The sequence below is a fragment of the Castellaniella sp. GW247-6E4 genome, assembly GCF_040276065.1.
Taxonomy (GTDB): Bacteria; Pseudomonadota; Gammaproteobacteria; order Burkholderiales; family Burkholderiaceae_B; genus Castellaniella.
Window position 1 is genome coordinate 212,584 of sequence record NZ_JBELOI010000001.1, and the last position, 17,730, is coordinate 230,313.

The 17,730-nt window shown below is 65.5% G+C and carries 15 protein-coding genes; 11 read left to right on the forward strand and 4 right to left on the reverse strand.

Annotated features, from left to right (window positions below; genetic code table 11):
* Positions 1 to 11 precede the first annotated feature (11 nt).
* Genes nuoF through ABS761_RS01030 form a run of 10 tightly spaced genes read left to right on the forward strand, consistent with a single transcriptional unit; the run spans position 12 to position 11,713 of the window.
* A complete protein-coding gene (nuoF, locus tag ABS761_RS00985; RefSeq protein ID WP_502881369.1) occupies positions 12 to 1,304 on the forward strand; it encodes an NADH-quinone oxidoreductase subunit NuoF in 1,293 nt (430 codons plus the stop codon).
* 15 nt (positions 1,305 to 1,319) lie between these two features.
* Positions 1,320 to 3,647 (forward strand): NADH-quinone oxidoreductase subunit NuoG, encoded by a 2,328-nt coding sequence (gene nuoG / locus ABS761_RS00990; RefSeq protein WP_350406053.1) that lies wholly within the window; start codon positions 1,320 to 1,322, stop codon positions 3,645 to 3,647.
* Positions 3,647 to 4,720 carry an NADH-quinone oxidoreductase subunit NuoH gene (gene nuoH / locus ABS761_RS00995; protein ID WP_350406054.1) on the forward strand — a complete coding sequence of 358 codons (1,074 nt, stop codon included), beginning with the start codon at positions 3,647 to 3,649 and terminating at the stop codon, positions 4,718 to 4,720. Before nuoG ends, nuoH begins: the two co-directional genes overlap by 1 nt.
* Before the next feature lie 10 nt (positions 4,721 to 4,730).
* Positions 4,731 to 5,219, forward strand: a complete 489-nt coding sequence (nuoI, locus tag ABS761_RS01000) for an NADH-quinone oxidoreductase subunit NuoI (protein ID WP_350406055.1) — start codon at positions 4,731 to 4,733, stop codon at positions 5,217 to 5,219.
* A 16-nt stretch (positions 5,220 to 5,235) separates the two neighbouring features.
* On the forward strand, positions 5,236 to 5,850 hold the full coding sequence (locus ABS761_RS01005; RefSeq protein WP_350406057.1) for an NADH-quinone oxidoreductase subunit J: 615 nt from the start codon (positions 5,236 to 5,238) through the stop codon (positions 5,848 to 5,850).
* Positions 5,847 to 6,155 carry an NADH-quinone oxidoreductase subunit NuoK gene (gene nuoK, locus ABS761_RS01010; RefSeq protein WP_350406058.1) on the forward strand — a complete coding sequence of 103 codons (309 nt, stop codon included), beginning with the start codon at positions 5,847 to 5,849 and terminating at the stop codon, positions 6,153 to 6,155. Before ABS761_RS01005 ends, nuoK begins: the two co-directional genes overlap by 4 nt.
* An 11-nt stretch (positions 6,156 to 6,166) precedes the next feature.
* A complete protein-coding gene (nuoL, locus tag ABS761_RS01015) occupies positions 6,167 to 8,176 on the forward strand; it encodes an NADH-quinone oxidoreductase subunit L (protein WP_502881354.1) in 2,010 nt (669 codons plus the stop codon).
* The gene (locus tag ABS761_RS01020) at positions 8,173 to 9,675 is read left to right on the forward strand and encodes an NADH-quinone oxidoreductase subunit M (RefSeq protein ID WP_350406602.1); all 1,503 of its coding nucleotides are present in this window, start codon (positions 8,173 to 8,175) and stop codon (positions 9,673 to 9,675) included. The genes nuoL and ABS761_RS01020 overlap by 4 nt, the downstream gene beginning before the upstream one ends.
* A gap of 9 nt (positions 9,676 to 9,684) precedes the next feature.
* Positions 9,685 to 11,172: an NADH-quinone oxidoreductase subunit NuoN gene (nuoN, locus tag ABS761_RS01025; protein WP_350406603.1), complete on the forward strand. Its 1,488-nt coding sequence runs from the start codon at positions 9,685 to 9,687 to the stop codon at positions 11,170 to 11,172.
* A 1-nt stretch (position 11,173) separates the two neighbouring features.
* Positions 11,174 to 11,713: a DUF2818 family protein gene (locus tag ABS761_RS01030; RefSeq protein ID WP_350406060.1), complete on the forward strand. Its 540-nt coding sequence runs from the start codon at positions 11,174 to 11,176 to the stop codon at positions 11,711 to 11,713.
* A gap of 93 nt (positions 11,714 to 11,806) precedes the next feature.
* Here the strand turns inward: ABS761_RS01030 and ABS761_RS01035 are convergent, their stop codons facing one another.
* On the reverse strand, positions 11,807 to 12,889 hold the full coding sequence (locus ABS761_RS01035; RefSeq protein ID WP_350406062.1) for an alpha-hydroxy acid oxidase: 1,083 nt from the start codon (positions 12,887 to 12,889) through the stop codon (positions 11,807 to 11,809).
* The gene (locus ABS761_RS01040) at positions 12,886 to 13,566 is read right to left on the reverse strand and encodes a Fe2+-dependent dioxygenase (RefSeq protein WP_350406064.1); all 681 of its coding nucleotides are present in this window, start codon (positions 13,564 to 13,566) and stop codon (positions 12,886 to 12,888) included. Before ABS761_RS01040 ends, ABS761_RS01035 begins: the two co-directional genes overlap by 4 nt.
* Before the next feature lie 151 nt (positions 13,567 to 13,717).
* Here ABS761_RS01040 and serB point away from each other — a divergent pair, with 151 nt between their 5' ends.
* Positions 13,718 to 14,581, forward strand: coding sequence for a phosphoserine phosphatase SerB (gene serB, locus ABS761_RS01045; RefSeq protein WP_350406604.1), 864 nt, complete (start codon positions 13,718 to 13,720; stop codon positions 14,579 to 14,581).
* A gap of 59 nt (positions 14,582 to 14,640) precedes the next feature.
* Here the strand turns inward: serB and ABS761_RS01050 are convergent, their stop codons facing one another.
* A complete protein-coding gene (locus ABS761_RS01050; protein ID WP_350406066.1) occupies positions 14,641 to 15,429 on the reverse strand; it encodes a tetratricopeptide repeat protein in 789 nt (262 codons plus the stop codon).
* A gap of 2 nt (positions 15,430 to 15,431) precedes the next feature.
* Positions 15,432 to 17,681, reverse strand: coding sequence for a TonB-dependent receptor (locus ABS761_RS01055; RefSeq protein WP_502881370.1), 2,250 nt, complete (start codon positions 17,679 to 17,681; stop codon positions 15,432 to 15,434).
* Positions 17,682 to 17,730: the final 49 nt, after the last annotated feature.

Consider the following 17,730-nt stretch of genomic DNA (forward strand, 5'->3'; position numbering starts at 1 on the left):
CCTCGCGCAGCATGATCTTTCATGGCCGTCACATCGAGCCGCAGATTCTCGCCGGCCTGGATGGCCACAACTGGGGCCTGGAAGACTACGTTGCGCGTGGCGGCTACGAGGGCCTGCGCCGTATCTTTTCGACGGGCATGAAACCCGAGGACGTGGTCGCCGAGGTCAAGGCCTCGAGCCTGCGCGGCCGCGGGGGCGCGGGCTTTCCCACCGGCCTCAAATGGAGCTTCATGCCGCGCAAGCTGCCGGGTCAGAAATACCTGGTCTGCAATTCCGACGAGGGCGAGCCCGGCACCTTCAAAGATCGCGACATCCTGCGTTACAACCCGCACTCCGTGATCGAGGGCATGATCATTGGCGGGTATGCCATGGGCATCAGCGTGGGCTACAACTACATCCACGGCGAAATCTTCCAGATCTACGAGCGCTTCGAGCAGGCCCTGGAACAGGCCCGCGAGGCGGGGTTCCTGGGCCAGAATATCCTCGGTTCGGGGTTTGATTTCGAGTTGCACGCCTTCCACGGCTTTGGCGCCTACATCTGCGGCGAGGAGACGGCCCTGCTGGAATCCCTCGAAGGCAAGAAAGGCCAGCCGCGCTTCAAGCCGCCTTTCCCGGCGAGCTTCGGCTTGTACGGCAAGCCCACCACGGTCAACAACACGGAAACCTTCGCCGCGGTGCCCTGGATTTTTCGCCACGGCGCCCAGGCCTATCTCGAGGCCGGCATTCCCAACGCAGGCGGGACGAAGATCTTCTCCATCTCGGGCGACGTCGAGCGCCCCGGCAACTACGAGATCCCGTTGGGCACACCCTTTGCGACCCTGCTGGAGCTCGCGGGCGGGATGCGCGGCGGGCGCAAGCTCAAGGCCGTGATCCCGGGCGGCTCCAGCGCCCCGGTGCTGCCCGCCGATATCATGATGCAGACCAATATGGACTACGACTCGATCGCCAAGGCCGGGTCCATGCTGGGCTCGGGCGCAGTGATCGTCATGGACGAGACCCGTTGCATGGTCAAGTCCCTGATGCGCCTGTCGTATTTTTATTTCGAGGAATCCTGCGGCCAGTGCACGCCGTGCCGCGAGGGCACCGGTTGGCTCTATCGCATGATGAATCGCGTCGAGCACGGGCGCGGCACGCCCGAGGACATCGAAACCCTGGACTCGGTGGCGCACAACATGATGGGACGCACCATCTGCGCCCTCGCCGACGCCGCCGCCATGCCGGTACGCAGCTTTATCAAGCACTTCCGCGACGAATTCGTACACCACATCGAGCACAAGGATTGTGTGGTGTCCAAATATCTGTAGGATCAGGACACGCTCATGGTAGAACTCACCATAGACGGCCTCAAGGTCGAAGCCGCCGAGGGCAGCATGGTCATTCAGGCCGCGCATGCGGCCGGCCTTTATATCCCCCATTTCTGCTATCACAAGAAGCTGAGCATTGCCGCCAACTGCCGCATGTGCCTGGTCGAGGTTGAAAAGGCGCCCAAGGCGCTGCCGGCCTGCGCGACGCCCGTCACCAACGGCATGGTGGTGCATACGCGCTCTGAAAAGGCCGTGGCCGCGCAGCGCGCCGTCATGGAATTTCTGCTGATCAACCACCCCCTGGACTGCCCGGTCTGCGACCAGGGCGGCGAGTGCCAGCTCCAGGACCTGGCGATGGGTTATGGCGAGTCCGCCTCGCGCTACAAGGAACCCAAGCGCGTGGTCTTCCACAAGCCCATGGGCCCCCTGATCTCGGCCGAACAGATGCAGCGCTGCATCCATTGCACGCGCTGCATCCGCGTGGGCGAAGAAATCGGCGGCATCATGGAGGTCGGGATGCTCAACCGGGGCGAGTTCTCCGAGATCACCACCTTCGTGGGCGAGGCCGTCGAGTCCGAGCTCTCGGGCAATATGATCGACGTGTGCCCGGTGGGCGCGCTGCTCTCCAAGCCCTTCATGATGTCGGCGCGCACCTGGGAACTGGCCCGTCGCCGCTCGGTCAGCCCGCACGACAGCGTGGGCGCCAACCTCGTGGTCCAGACCAAGATGGACCGTGTGATGCGCGTCGTCCCGTTCGAGAACGAGGATGTCAACGAGTGCTGGATCAGCGACCGCGACCGTTTCGCCTATTGCGGGCTGTACACCGAGGACCGCCTGCAGCATCCCATGGTCAAGGGCTGCGATGGCCAGTGGCACGAGGCGTCCTGGTCCGACGCCCTGCAAGCCGTGGTTGATGGCATCAACCAGGTGCGTGAGGAATCCGGCCCGGCCCAGATCGGCGCCCTCGGCACCGAAACCGCGACGCTCGAGGAGCTCGCCTTGCTGGCGCGCCTGACGCGCGCCCTGGGCTCGGACAATATCGACTTTCGCCTGCGCGGCGACGGCGCCGCGCTGGACGGCGCGCTCTCGGGCGCGCCCTGGCTGGGCCTGCCGATCGCCGGCCTGAACGACCTGGACCGCGTGCTGGTGGTGGGTTCGTTCCTGCGCAAGGACCATCCGCTGCTCGCGCAGCGCCTGCGCCAGGCGGCCAAGCGCGGCATGCAGCTTTCGCTGATCGAGTCTGTGGCGACCGATCCGCTGGTGCCGGTGACCGCCCGCATGACGGTGGCGCCCTCGGCCTGTGCCAATGCCCTGGCCGAGGTGGCGGTGGCGCTGGCCGAACAGACGGGCCGCGCGGCGTCCGAGGCCTTCGCCGGCGTGCAGCCGGGCGAGGCGGCCCGGGCGATCGCCGCCAGTCTCGCCTCGGGCGAGCGCGTCGCCGTGCTGCTGGGCAATATGGCGGTCGCTTCGGAGCAGTCCGCCCTGTTGGCGGCCAACGCCGATGCGGTGGCACAGGCCGTTGGCGGCGCCTTCGGTTTCCTCACGGCGGGCGGCAACACCGTCGGTGGCTATCTCGCCGGCGCCGTACCCGCGCAAGGCGGTCTGGACGCCGCGCGCATGCTGGCCGAACCACTCAAGGCCTATATCGTGCTGCACGCCGAGCCGCGCCTGGACAGCGATCCGGGCGAGCGCGCGGTGCGCGCCCTGCAGGGATCGGCGCTGGCGGTGGCGCTGACCTCGTACCGCTCGGCGGCCGAGGACTGGGCCGATGTCATGTTGCCGGTGGCGCCGTTCACCGAAACCTCCGGCACCTTCGTCAACGCCGAGGGCCGGCCCCAGAGCTTCAAGGGCGTGGCCGTGCCGGTGGGCGACACCCGCCCGGCCTGGAAGGTCCTGCGCGTGCTGGGCAATCTGTTCGAGCTCCAGGGCTTTGACGACGAGACCTCCGAATCGGTGCGCGACACTGTGATGGTGGGCGGGCTCGACGGCCGCTTGTCGAACGCGATCCGCACCGCGCCGGGCCTGCATGCGCCCGTTCAGGGCCTGGAGCGCATTCCAGAGGTGCCCATCTATCGCAGCGACGCCCTGGTGCGCCGCTCGCAGCCCCTGCAAGACCACGTCGCCTCGGCGCCGCCGCGCGCCGCCATGAACGCGGCCACGCTGCGTTCGTTGGGTGCGCAAGAGGGTGATGCCTTGCGGATCTCCAGCGCGCATGGCGCGATCGAGTTGCCGGCGGCGCTGGACGACGCGGTGGCCGACGGCGGCGTGCGCATCGCCGGCGCATTCGAGCAGACCGCCGCCCTGGGCTGCGGCCAGGGCCAAATCACGGTGGAGCGAATCTAATGGACTGGTTGAACGCCCTCGACGCCTACGGCACCGGCCTGATCGGCGAAACGCCGTGGCTGGTGGTCTGGACCTTGATCAAGATCGTCGTCATCGCCGTGCCCATCATTCTGTGCGTGGCCTACCTGACCTACTGGGAACGCAAGATGATCGGCGCCATGCACGTGCGCCTCGGTCCCACGCGCGTGGGCTACCGCGGCCTGCTGCAGCCCTTTGCCGACGTCTTCAAGCTCCTCACCAAAGAGCTGATCGTGCCGGCCCAGGCCAACAGCGTGCTCTACGTCCTGGCTCCGATGGTCACCCTGATGCCGGCCCTCGCGGCCTGGGCGGTGATCCCGTTTCAGCCCGAGGTCGTCCTGGCCAACATCAACGCGGGTCTCTTGTTCGTCATGGCCATCACCTCGGTGGGCGTCTACGGCGTGATCATCGCGGGCTGGGCCTCGAACTCCAAGTACGCCCTGCTGGGCGCGCTGCGTGCGGCTGCCCAGATGGTGTCCTACGAGCTGGCCATCGGCTTTGTCATGGTGACGGTGCTGCTGGTCTCGGGCACGCTGAACCTCAGCGGCATTGTCGAGGGGCAGGGCACGGGCCGCTTCGCCGGCATGGGCCTGAGCTTCCTGTCATGGAACTGGCTGCCGCTCCTGCCGCTGTTCATCATCTACGTGGTCTCGTCGGTGGCCGAGACCAACCGCCACCCCTTCGACGTCGTCGAAGGCGAGTCCGAGATCGTGGCCGGCCACATGGTGGAGTACTCGGGGATGGGCTTTGCCCTGTTCTTCCTGGGCGAGTACGCCAACATGATCCTGCTCTCGGCCATGGCCTCCATCATGTTCCTGGGCGGCTGGCTGCCGCCGCTGGATTTCGCGCCCTTCACCTGGATTCCGGGCTGGCTCTGGCTGGGCATCAAGACCTTTGTCGTGGTGTCCATGTTCATCTGGTTCCGCGCCACCTTCCCGCGTTACCGCTATGACCAGATCATGCGCCTGGGCTGGAAGGTCTTCATCCCGCTGACTGGCGTCTGGCTGGTGGTGGTGGCGATCTGGATGCAGACGCCCTGGAACATCTGGCAATAAGGGGTACGACATGGAAGCGATCAAGGATTTCTTCGGCAGCTTGATGTTGAAGGAAATGTTCGAGGGCATGCGCTTGACGGGCAAGTATTTCTTCAAGCGCAAGATCACCCTGCGCTACCCGACGGAAAAGACCCCGGCCTCGCCGCGGTTCCGCGGCCTGCACGCGCTGCGCCGCTATCCCAATGGCGAAGAGCGCTGCATCGCCTGCAAACTTTGCGAGGCGGTCTGCCCGGCCCTGGCCATCACCATCGAGTCCGAGCAGCGCGAGGACGGCACGCGCCGCACCACGCGCTACGACATCGATCTCGCCAAGTGCATCTTCTGTGGTTTTTGCGAAGAAAGCTGTCCGACGGACTCGATCGTCGAGACCCACTTGTACGAATACCACGGGGAAAAGCGCGGCGACCTGTACTACACCAAGGACATGCTGCTGGCCATCGGCGACCGCTACGAGCCCGAGATCGCCGCGCATCGCGCGGCCGATGCGCCCTACCGTTGAAGCGGGAACACAGATTATGACGTTCGATACCGTACTGTTTTACATCCTCGCCTTGGTGCTGGTGGTCGCCGCTTTCCGCGTGATTACCGCCACCAGCCCCGTCACCGGCGTGTTGCATCTGATCCTGACTTTTTTCACCGCCTCCATGATGTGGATGCTGATCCAGGCCGAGTTCCTCGCCCTGGTGCTGGTGCTGGTCTACGTCGGGGCGGTGATGGTGCTGTTCCTGTTCGTGGTGATGATGCTCGACATGCGCACCGAGGGCCTCAAAGAGGGCATGCGGGTGTATCTGCCGCTGGGGTTGGGCATTGGTCTGATCATGGTGCTGGAAATGGCCTTCGTGGTGCTGCGCTCGTGGGGAGACGCGCCGCCGCCGGTGCCCCTTGCCGACGATTTCGACAACACCCTGGCGCTGGGCGCGACCATGTACACCGATTACGTCTACGCGGTCGAGATTGGCGGGCTGATTCTGCTGGTGGGCATGATCTCGGCGATCGCGCTGACGATGCGCAAGCGCGCGGACTACAAGCGGACCCACCCGTCCAAGCAGGTGCGCGTGCGCGCCGCCGATCGGGTGCGCCTGGTGAGCATGCCTGCGCAGGTCGAAGCCAAGGAAGGAGAAAACAAATGACACTGGGCCTGACCCATTACCTCATCGTGGGCGCCATCCTGTTTTCCATGGGGGTGTTCGGGTTCTTCCTGAACCGGCGCAACCTGATCGTGCTGCTGATGTCGATCGAATTGATCCTGCTCGCGGCCAACATGAACTTCGTGGCGTTCTCGACCTGGTCGGGCGATCTGTCCGGGCAGGTGTTCGTGTTCTTTGTGCTGACGGTCGCAGCGGCCGAGGCCGCCATCGGGCTGGCCATCCTGGTGCTGCTGTTCCGCAACCTCTCCACGATCAACGTCGACAAGCTCGACCAGCTCAAGGGATGACAGGCGCCATCATGAACGCACAGAGTCTTTATCTATTGATTGCCCTGGCGCCGCTGGCGACCGCCATTGTGGTGGGGTTCTTCGGCACCGGATTCATGGGCAGCTGGATCGGGCGGCGCGCCTCGCACATCATCACCATCCTCGGGGTGGCGATCTCCTTTGCGGGCTCGCTGATCGTGCTGCAGCAGGTGCTGGACGGGCAGGTCTTCGATGGCACCGTCTACACCTGGTCCCTGATCGGCACGGCCAAATTCGAGATCGGCTTCCTCATCGACCCGCTGTCGGCGCTGATGATGGTGGTGGTCACGTCGGTGTCCCTGATGGTGCACATCTACACCATCGGCTATATGGCCGACGATCCGGGGTACCAGCGCTTCTTTTCGTACATTTCGCTCTTCACGTTCTCGATGCTGATGCTGGTCATGTCCAACAACATGCTCCAGCTCTTCTTCGGCTGGGAGGCGGTCGGCCTGGTGTCCTACCTGCTCATTGGTTTCTACTACACCCGACCCTCGGCGGTCTTTGCCAATCTCAAGGCGTTCCTGGTCAACCGCGTGGGCGACTTCGGCTTTGTGCTGGGGATCGGCCTGCTGTTCGCCTACGCCGGCAGCCTGCACTACGGCGAGGTATTCGCCCAAGCCGACCGCCTCGCGGGCCTGTCCTTTCCGGGCACGGACTGGCAGTTGCTGACCGTGGCCTGCCTGTCGCTGTTCGTGGGCGCCATGGGCAAGTCGGCGCAGGCGCCGTTGCACGTGTGGCTGCCCGACTCGATGGAAGGCCCGACGCCGATCTCGGCGCTGATCCACGCCGCGACCATGGTGACGGCCGGAATTTTCATGGTGGCGCGCTTCTCGCCGGTGTTCGAGCACTCCGACACCGCGCTGGCGGTGATGATCGTGATCGGCGCCTTTGGTGCGCTGTTCCTGGGCATCCTCGGCGTGGTCCAGAACGACATCAAGCGCGTGGTGGCCTATTCCACGCTGTCCCAGCTGGGCTACATGACCGTGGCCCTGGGCGCCTCGGCCTATTCGGTGGCGATCTTCCACCTGATGACGCACGCGTTCTTCAAGGCGCTGCTGTTCCTGGGCGCGGGCTCGGTCATCATCGGCATGCACCATGACCAGGACATGCGCAACATGGGCGGCCTGCGCAAGTACATGCCCATCACCTGGCTCACCATGCTGATCGGCACCCTGGCCCTGGTCGGCACACCGTTCTTTTCGGGCTTCTACTCCAAGGAACACATCATCGAGGCGGCGGGCGCTGCCGGCGTGTGGGGCGCAAACTTTGCCTACTACGCCACGCTTTGCGGCGTGTTCGTGACCTCGCTGTATTCCTTCCGCCTGTACTTCATGGTCTTCCACGGCAAAGAGCGTTTCGGCGGCGCGTCCGGTGCGCCGGCGCATGGCCATGACGAGGAGGGCCATGATGGGCACCATGGCACACCGCGCGAGTCGCCGTGGGTCGTGACGCTGCCGCTGGCGCTGCTCGCCGTCATGTCGGTGGTCGCGGGGGTCTGGTTCATCGATCCGCTGCTGTTTGACGGATACTTCGGCCAGACGATCGTCGTCCTCGCGCAGCATCCGGCGATGGCCGAGCTGGCGCACGAGTGGCACGGCTGGGTGGCCTTCGCGCTGCATGGCTTCACGGTGTTGCCGTTTTGGCTGCTGGTCGCCGGGTTCGTCGTCGCCTGGTACTGCTACCTGGTCAATCCGGCGGTGCCCGCCCGGATCGCCACATCGTTCTCGGGCCTCTACCGCCTGCTGGACAACAAGTACTACTTCGACTGGGTCAATGAGCAGATCATTGCGCGCGCCACGCGCGCGCTGGGCCGCGGCCTCTGGCAGGGCGGCGACCGCGGCGTGATCGATGGCCTGGTCGTCAACGGCAGCGCCCGGGTGGTCGGCATGGTGGCCGCCGCCGGTCGCCTGATGCAGTCGGGCTATATCTACCATTACGCCTTCGCCATGATCATCGGCATCATGGTGTTTCTCACATTCTTCGTCTTGATGGTTCACTGATGGCTAGCGAAATGGCGTCCTCTACACTCCCCTGGCTGACACTCTCGATCTTTGTGCCGATCGTCTTCGGGCTGTTGGTGCTGCTGGTCGGGCGCGACGACAACCCGGGGCCGGCGCGCGTCCTGGCGCTGGTGGGGTCCATCGCCGGGCTGCTGGTGACCCTGCCGCTGTACACGGGCTTCGACGCTGGCACGGCCCAGATGCAGTTCGTCGAAAACACGCCGTGGATCGAGGCCTTCGCCATGAACTACCACCTGGGGATCGACGGGATCTCGGTGTGGTTCGTGTTGCTGACCGCCTTCATCACCCTGATCGTGATTCTGGCGGGATGGGAGGTCATCAAGTCCCGCGTGGCGCAGTACATGGCGTCCTTTCTGATCCTTTCGGGGCTGATGATCGGTGTGTTCTGCGCCCTGGACGGCATGCTGTTCTACGTGTTCTTCGAGGCCACCCTGATCCCGATGTACATCATCATCGGCGCCTGGGGCGGGCCCAATCGCGTGTACGCGGCCTTCAAGTTCTTTCTCTACACGCTGCTGGGCTCGCTGCTGACCCTGATCGCCTTCATCTACCTCTGGCATGCGGCCGGCGGTTCCTTCGACGTCCAGACCTGGCACAACGTGCGTCTGAGCTATACCGAGCAGGTGTTCATCTTCGTGGCGCTGCTGGCGGCCTTCGCGGTCAAGGTTCCGATGTGGCCGGTGCACACCTGGCTGCCCGACGCCCACGTCGAAGCGCCCACGGGCGGCTCGATCGTGCTGGCTGCCATCATGCTGAAACTCGGCGCCTATGGCTTCCTGCGCTTCTCGTTGCCCATCGCTCCCGACGCCTCGCACAGCCTCGCTGGCCTGATGATCGCGCTGTCGCTGATCGCGGTGATCTACATCGGCCTGGTGGCGATCGTTCAGGACGACATGAAAAAACTCGTCGCCTATTCGTCGGTGGCGCACATGGGCTTCGTCACGCTGGGATTCTTCGTCTTCAACGTGACCGGCCTCGAAGGCGCGATTGTCCAGATGATCTCGCACGGCTTCGTCTCGGGCGCCATGTTCATGTGCATCGGCGTGATGTACGACCGCCTGCATACGCGGCGCATCGATGCCTACGGCGGCGTGGTCAACCGCATGCCGCGCTTCGTGACGTTCTTCGTGCTGTTTTCGATGGCCAACGCCGGCCTGCCGGGCACCAGCGGTTTCATCGGCGAGTTCACGGTGATCCTGGGCGCGGTCGAGTACAACTTCTGGATCGGCCTGCTGGCGGCGACCGCCCTGATCTGGGGCGCGGGGTATTCGCTGTGGATGCTCAAGCGCGTCGCCTTCGGTCCGGTGGCCAACGAACAGGTGGGCGGGATGTCGGACCTGTGCAGCCGCGAGTTTCTGATCCTGGGCCTGCTGGCGATCCTGACGCTGTTCATGGGGATCTATCCCAAGCCCTTTACGGACCTCATGCACCCCTCGGTGCAGGCGCTGCTGCAACACGTGTCCATCTCGAAATTGTAGGCCTGAATCATTATGCAAAATCCATTCGACTTCGCCCTGGCTACGCCCGAGATCGTGCTGCTGGTCCTGACCGGCGCGGTGCTGCTGATCGACGCTTTCGGCCGCGAGCCGCAGCGGCGCATGACCTTCATGCTGACCATGGCCACCTTGTTCGTGCTGGTCCTGGTGTCCTGGGGCCAGTGGGGCGAGGACGTCCAGGGGCGCACCTTCAGCGGCCTGTACGTCACGGATTCCTTTGGGCATTTCCTCAAGATCCTGTCTTGTATCGCGGTGGCGGTGACGCTGGTCTACGGCCGTGCCTACGCTGAAAAACGCGACATGGTCGCAAACGGCGGCGAGCTCTATTCCCTGGCGCTGCTCGCGCTGCTGGGCGAGTTCATCATGATCTCGGCGGGCAACATGCTCACCGTGTACCTGGGCGTCGAGCTCATGTCCTTCGCGCTCTACGCCCTGGTGGCCCTGCGCCGCGAGCACCTGCCAGCCACCGAGGCGGCGATGAAATACTACGTGCTGGGGTGCCTGGCCTCGGGTATCCTGCTCTACGGCATGTCGATGATCTACGGCGCGACCGGGCACCTCGGGCTCGAGCAGATCGCCCAGGTCATTCGCGACGGCGGCGCGGATCGTCTGCCGCTGGTGTTCGGGGTGGTGTTCATCGTGTCGGGCCTGGCCTTCAAACTCACGGCGGCGCCATTCCACATGTGGACGCCCGACGTCTACCAGGGCTCGCCCACGACGGTGACGCTGCTGGTGGGCGCGGCCCCCAAGTTCGCGGCCTTTGCCATCACCCTGCGCCTGCTGATCGAGGCATTGCACGGTATCGCGGTGGACTGGCAGCCCATGTTGTTGATCATGGCGGTGCTGTCGCTGGCGATCGGCAACATCGTGGCCATCGCTCAGACCAATTTCAAGCGCATGTTGGCGTATTCGACGATCTCGCAGATGGGTTTCGTCTTTCTCGGGCTGCTGTCGGGCGTGCATGAAGGCCAGCCGGGCGCGAGCGCCCAGGCCTACGGCGCCTCGCTGTTCTACGTGGTGATCTATGTGCTGACCACGCTCAGCACTTTCGGCCTGATCCTGCTGTTCAGCCGCCAGGGCTTCGAGTGCGAGGAGATCTCCGATCTCAAGGGGCTGAATCGGCGTAATCCGCTGTTGGCCGGCGTACTGATGCTGTCCATGTTCTCGCTGGCGGGCATCCCGCCGCTGTCGGGCTTTTACGCGAAACTTGCCGTGCTGCAGTCCCTCGTCGGCGCGGGCCATGTGGTCGTGGCGGTGATCGCCGTGATGTTTTCGCTGATCGGCGCGTTCTACTACCTGCGCGTGGTCAAGGTCGCATATTTCGACGAACCCGAGGACGGCGTGACCCTCGAGGCCGGCACGATGGCGACCCGCGGCGTCATGTCCCTGAACGGCCTGCTCGTCATCGGCCTGGGGATCTTGCCGGGCGGGCTGATGACCTTGTGCGTACAAGTCATCCAGCACTCGCTGAAATTCTAAGATGGACTTGTCGGCCGCCGCCTGGTCCGTCATCGTGCTGGCACTGGTCGCGGCCAATCTGCCGTTTGTGATCGAGCGCCCGCTGGTGTCCCTGCCCTGGCTCGAGGCCGGCGCGGCGGGGGCGGGCAGACGGTGGCTGCGTTGTCTGCTGTTTTTCGCCTTGGCGGCGGCCTGGGTCCAGGGCACCCTGATCCTGGTGGGCGGCGCTTTCGCGGGCGGCGGCGACACCGCGCCGCTGTTCCTGCTCAAGCTGGTCCTGGTCTGCGCGCTGGCGGCCGGCCTGCTGGCCCTGCCAGGCTGGCGCGCCGCTGCGCAGGGCGTGCCCAAGTCGTTCTTCGACCGGCTGCTGGAAACCCTCGTGTGCTATGTCCTGGTCGGCACCTTGGGCCTCGCTCTAGAGCTGAACCTGGGCAACGCCTTTGCCCGGACCTGGGAGTTCTATGCCGTCAGCCTCAGCCTGTTCCTGGTGATGGGGTACCCGGGGTTCGTGTTCCGCTACATGCTCAAGCGCCGCAAGGGCGCGGGCCGAAAGTCGACCTGATGTCCTGTCCGCCGAGGCCCTCGCGGCCTGGCGTGTTGTGCCCATCCGCCCCCTATATCGTTCGTCGCCTGGGCGCCGGGTCCCCGAGCGGGCTCACGCCTTCCAGAGGACGTCCGGGCCAATGTCGTCGAGGGTCCTGCAGCCGGTGAGCGCCATGGCGACCTCGAGCTCGCCGCGCAGCACCTGGATCAGGTGGGCGAGGGCGGGGGCGCCGCCGACGGCCAGTGCATGCAGGGCCGACCGGCCGATCAGGACGGCCTGCGCGCCCAGCGCGAGGGCCTTGAGGATGTCGGTGCCGCGGCGGATGCCGCCATCCAGCAGGATCGGCATGCGGTCCCCGATGGCCCGCGCGATGGCGGGCAGGGCCTCGAGGGTCGCGGGCAGGGTGTCCAGGCAGCGGCCGCCGTGGTTGGAGACGATGATCCCGTCGATGCCGGTGGACAAGGCCTGGCGTGCGTCGACGGGGTCCAGAATGCCCTTGAGCCAGAGCGTGGCCTCGGGGAACTGCGCACGTAGCCAGGCGACGTCCGCCCAGGTCGGTGCCGCATCCAGCAAGCCGCTGTTGAACAGCGGGCTGCCGCCGGGCGGAGTCGCGCGGGCCGAGGCCGGGGACAGGCCCTCGAGGTGGGCCGAGCGGATATGGGGCGGGACACGAAAGCCGCTGCGCTGCTCGGCGTTGCGCACGCCGTTGACCGGGGCGTCCACGGTGAGGACCAGGGCGCGGGCGCCTGCCTGCAAGGCGCGGCTGGCCAGGGCCAGGGTGTCCTCGCGCCGCGCCTGGGCATAGAGCTGGAACCACAGGGCCGGAGCCGGCGCCATGGCGGCCAGGTCCTCGATGGCGGTGCCCGACTGGGCGCTGAGGACCAGCGGCGTCCCGGTCGCCGCCGCTGCCAGCGCGGTGGCGCGCTCGCCCTCGGGGTGGAGCAGGCCGTGCCAGGCCGAGGGTGCGATCAGAATGGGATGGGCGAGGGCCTGGCCGCCGATCGTCAGCCGGGTATGTGCCCCTGCGAGCGGGCGCAGCACTCGACCGCGCAGCCGGACCGCCTCGAAGGCGGCGTGATTTTGTCTGGCGGTGATCTGGTCGGCGCCGCCTGATTCCAGCCAGGCCCAGACGGCGGGGTCGAGGCGTGCCTGCGCGAGGTCGGCGTAGTCCTGGGCGCAGAGTGGCTGGGTCATAGCTCGGACCACATGCGCAGCAGGTTGTGGTAGACGCCGGTCAGTTGCGCGACCACCTCGGGGTCGGCGCCGGCCTGGATCAGGCGCTGGATGGCGACGTCCTGTTCCAGCAGCAGGGCGCGGCGGCCATCGTCGCGCACCAGGCTCTGGGTCCAGAAGAACGAGCCGTAGCGCACGCCCCGTGTCACGGGGGTGACGCGGTGCAGGCTGGTGCCGGGATAGACGACGGCGTGGCCGGCCGGCAGCTTGATGCTGTGTTCGCCATAGGTGTCCCGGATGATGAGCGCGCCACCCTCGTACTCGTCGGGATCGCTGAGGAACACCGTGGTGGAGATATCGCTGCGCACGCGCGTGGCGGCGTTCGGCGCCTGGAAGATCGCGTTGTCGATGTGGAAGCCATAGGCCTCGCCGCCTTCATAGCGGTTGAAGCGCGGCGGCAGGATGCGCTGGGGCAGGGCGGCCGACATGAAGATCGGGTTCGTCGACAGGGCCTGAACGATGACCTGGCCCCATGTCTGGGCGGCTGGGTGGTCCAGCGGCAATTGCCGGTTGTCCTTGACCCGCGTGGCGACGTGGCCGGCCGTGTCGCGGCCATCGATCCAGGCCGCCTCCTGGAGGGCGGCGCGGCACTGGCGGGTTTGTTCCTGGGTCAACAGGTCGGGGATGGACAGCAGCATGATTGGGATGTCGAGAACGTTGTCGCCGAATATTATAATAATGCAAATAATAATCAATCCTGTTTTAATTGTGGAATGGCGAATACAGGGAAATTCCGGATGGAATGTGTAGGTACAATCACCGGCATCCCCGCCAGCCCCCGCCGTCCGTATCGCCATGTCCCATCTGATCCTGCAAGCCCCCAACCTCCTGCCGGCCGACATCGAACGCATTGCCGCGCTGCTCAACGCCGGCGGCGTGCAAGAGGTCGGGCCGACTCATGTGCGCATTCTCGACGTGGATCCGGACGGCCTGGACGAGGCGCTCGTGGTGTGCCGCGAGCGCCGCATCGACGCGGCTCACCTCGATCGACTGGTGCCGTTGCGCAGTTGCAAGCTGCTGGCGATGGATATGGATTCGACGCTGATCAATATCGAGTGCATCGACGAGATCGCCGATATGGTCGGGCGCAAGGCCGAGGTCTCGGCCATCACCGAGGCGGCCATGCGTGGCGAGATCGCCGATTTCAGCGAGAGCCTGCGCCGCCGGGTGGCCCTGCTGCGCGGGGTCCCTGAATCGGCCCTGCAGCGCGTGTTCGATGAACGCCTGGCCCTCAATCCCGGGGCTGAACGGCTGGTCGAGGTGGCGCGGGCCTGCGGGCTGCATACGCTGCTCGTGTCCGGGGGCTTTACCTATTTCACCGAGCGCCTGCGCCGCGGTCTGGGCTTGGCCGAGGCCCATTCCAACACACTCGAGATCATCGATGGGGTGTTGACTGGGCGGGTGCTGGGCGACATCGTGGACGGCCAGGCCAAGGCCGACCATGTGGCGGACGCAGCGGCCCGGCTGGGCGCCGCGCCCGAGCAGATCATCGTGGTGGGTGATGGCGCCAACGACCTGCGGATGATGGCGCACGCGGCGTATTCCGTGGCCTACCGGGCCAAGCCGGCGGTGCGCGCCCAGGCGCGCTTCGCCCTGGACTACAGCCCCTTGGACGCCATTCTGAATTGGTTCAGGCTGGCGACGGTGCGCTGAGGTTCCTGTGCGCTTTCGGTCTCGTGCGTCGTGGCGCGTGCGGCCGGCCCTTGCGCGCGTCAGGGGTGTTTCCGATAGGCTTGGGCAATCTCGTGCAGTGTCGCGGTGGCCTGCCGCTGCAGCCATGCGGCGGCCTTGTCGAGGAACGCCGTGGTGGCGGTCTGTGGGACCGCGCGCAACCAGCGCATGGCCTCGTCCAGCCGGCCCTGAGCAATGAGCAGGCGGGCCGCATTGAATTGCCCGCGGAAGTCGCCCCCTTCGGCGGCTCGCAGATAGTGGTTCAATGCGAGGGCGTCGTTTTTCGGCACGACCCAACCGTCCTCGTGAAAACCGCCAATCATATTGATGGATTTGGCGTGGCCCAGGGCGGCCGCCCGGTGGAACCAGTCCAGGGCGGCGGCGCGGTCCTCGGTGACACCGCGGCCCAGCGCCAGGGCGGTCGCATAGTTGTACATGCCCCAGTCCAGACCACCCTGGGCGGCCAACCGGTACCAGTAGGCTGCCATCAGGGGGTTGGCGGGCGTGCCCCACCCTTGAGCGTGACATTGGCCCAGCATGTTCAGCGCCATGGGTTCGCCCTTGCGGGCGGCATGTTCGAACCATTGCACGGCCTGGGCGGCGTCGCGTGCGACCCCTCGCCCGTCCAGCAGCCATTGGCCGTAGACGAGCTGAGCCTGGACGACGCCGCCCTCGGCGGCGGCGCGCAAGGTGGCGGCCGCCTGTTCGGGCGGGCCGGCCAGAATGCGTTGCAAGTCGGCGGCCAGGGTCTCGGGCGTGGCCTGGTTGATGGCATGGCCATTCAGCGCCCCGGATGCCGTGCCGGCGTCATGAAGCGCATTGCCGGCCATGGTCAGAAGTGCAGGTTCAAGGTGGCGACGGCCGAGCGGCCCGGGGCGATCGAGGCGTAGTGCGAGGGGTAGGCCTTGTCGTAGTAGGTTTCGTCCGACAGGTTGTTCACGTTGACTTGCAGGTCCACCGTCTTGGTGAACCGGTAGCCCACCATGGCATCGAAGCGCCAGTACGACGGGATGCTGTTGGTGTTGGCCTCGTTGCCGTATTGCTTGTCCACGAAGGTGGCGCCGACCCCGGCCGTCAATTGCGGTGTGAAGGCGTAGGTGTTCCACAGGCTGAAGCTGTGTTCCGGCGTGTTGGGGAAGGCATTGCCCGCGTTGGATGCGGCGCCCGTCTTGCCATCGTCGCCGATGCGGCTCTTCAGGTGGGTATAGCCGCCATAGACCTGCCATTGTGGCGTGATGCTGCCCGAGAGGCCGAGCTCGAATCCGTCCACGCGCTTGTCGCCCGCCATGGCGTAGGTATTGTCGGGCTGGGTGATGCGCGCATTGGTGGTCTCGATCCGGAAGACGGCGGCCGTTAGGCCCAGGCGTCCTTCGATCAGGTCCCATTTGGTGCCCAACTCCATCGTGCGGTTCTTTTCGGGGGCGAGGTCGGCGGCATTCGTGCCGACACCGCCGCGGCCCGGCGTCAGGCTCTGCGTTTCGCTGCCTTCGCCCAGAGCGGCGCCCGCCGGGGTGGACGAGGTGCCGTAGGACACGTAGAGGCTGCCGTTGGGTGCCGGCTTGTAGACCAGGCCGAGCTGGTAATTGAAGAGCGTATCGTGGCGGCTGACGCGATCCTGGTTGTACTGATCCAGGCGGGTCTCGTAATCGTCCACGCGCAGACCGACCGTGGCTTGCCATTGCTCGGTGAACTCGATCGTATCGAAGCCATAGATCGATTTCGTCAAGGTGCGGGTATAGGTCGGCTCGCCCTTGGGACCGCCGTTCAGGGGATTGACCCAGGGGTCGCCGGGGTTGGGGTTGTAGAGGCTGGTGCACGTGTAGTTACCGGCGGCACCGATGCCGGCGGGGCAATTGCTGTTGCCGCGATCGATGTTCAGGCTGTCCTTGCGGCCGTCCTCTGCAGAGAGCTCGATGCCGGTCAGGAAGCGGTTCTTGAAACCACCAGCGGTGAATTCGCCCAACAGTTCCGTTTGATTGGCCCAGGTGCTGACCCGGCTGTCGCGGTTGTTGTTGCGGCGCCAGACCATGCCGTCGTTGACATTGCCCTTGCTGTCGTCGGGCTGGGTCCAGACGTAGCGCTGCGTGGCGCGTGTATAGCGGGTCTGGTTGCGCAGGGTGAGGCGGTCGCTGAAGTCGTGCTCGAGCAGCAGGGTACCCATGTCGTTGCGTGTGCGTCGGTAGTCGCTTTCCAGGCCGTAGAAATTATTGCGGTCGATCGTGCTGATCGGTGTGCGGTGAAAATTGGGATCGTTGGCGCCCTTTTTGGAGATTGTGTACGGCATCCCGCCATCGGGCGTGTCGTCCGATTCCATGTGGAAATAGCTCAGCGTCACGCGGGTGGGCGTGCCTAGGCCGAAACTGATGGTCGGCGCCACGCCCCAGCGGCTGTAGTCCACGGTGTCGCGGCCATCGACGTCCTGATTGTGGTTCATCGCGTTCAGGCGAAAGGCCGTGGTTTCGCCCAATTTCCAGTTGCTGTCCACCGTCTGGCGAAAGTACTTGGCGGTGCCGAAGCCCAGGGACACATCAGTGAAATCACGCAGCTTGGCGGTCTTGCTGATCAGGTCGATGCTGCCGCCGGCGCCGCCGCGCCCGGCGTAGGCGCCGTCCGCGCCCTTGATGACCTCGACCTGCTCCAGATTGAAAACCTCGCGCGAGGTGGCGCCGATGTCGCGCATGCCGTCGACAAAGGTGCTGGATTGGGCGTCATAGCCTCGGATGAAGGGGCGGTCGCCCAGCGGGTTGCCGCCCTCGCCGGCGCCGAAGGTGATGCCCGGGGAATTGCGCAACACGTCGGTCAGCGTGGTGGCGGCCTGGCTCTGGATCAGCTCTTGGGGAATGATCTGCACGGACTTGGCCGTGTCCAGGACGGGTGCGGTGAATTTGGGCGATGCCGACTCGGTGACCAGGAAGGGGGCGGGCTTTTCACCCTGGACTTTGACCGGACTGAGCTCCGTGGGGCTCGCTTGCGCCTGTGCCGCCTGGGGCAGCAGGAACAGCGTCGGGGTCGCCAGTGCTGTCGCGAGCCCGCCGGTTAATTTTCCAAACCGCGGTTCGAGCTTTCCGGGTTGTGGCTCAATGTACGATTCCAATTTCCCTCTCCCGTTGTTGATAAAAGTTATGAAAATC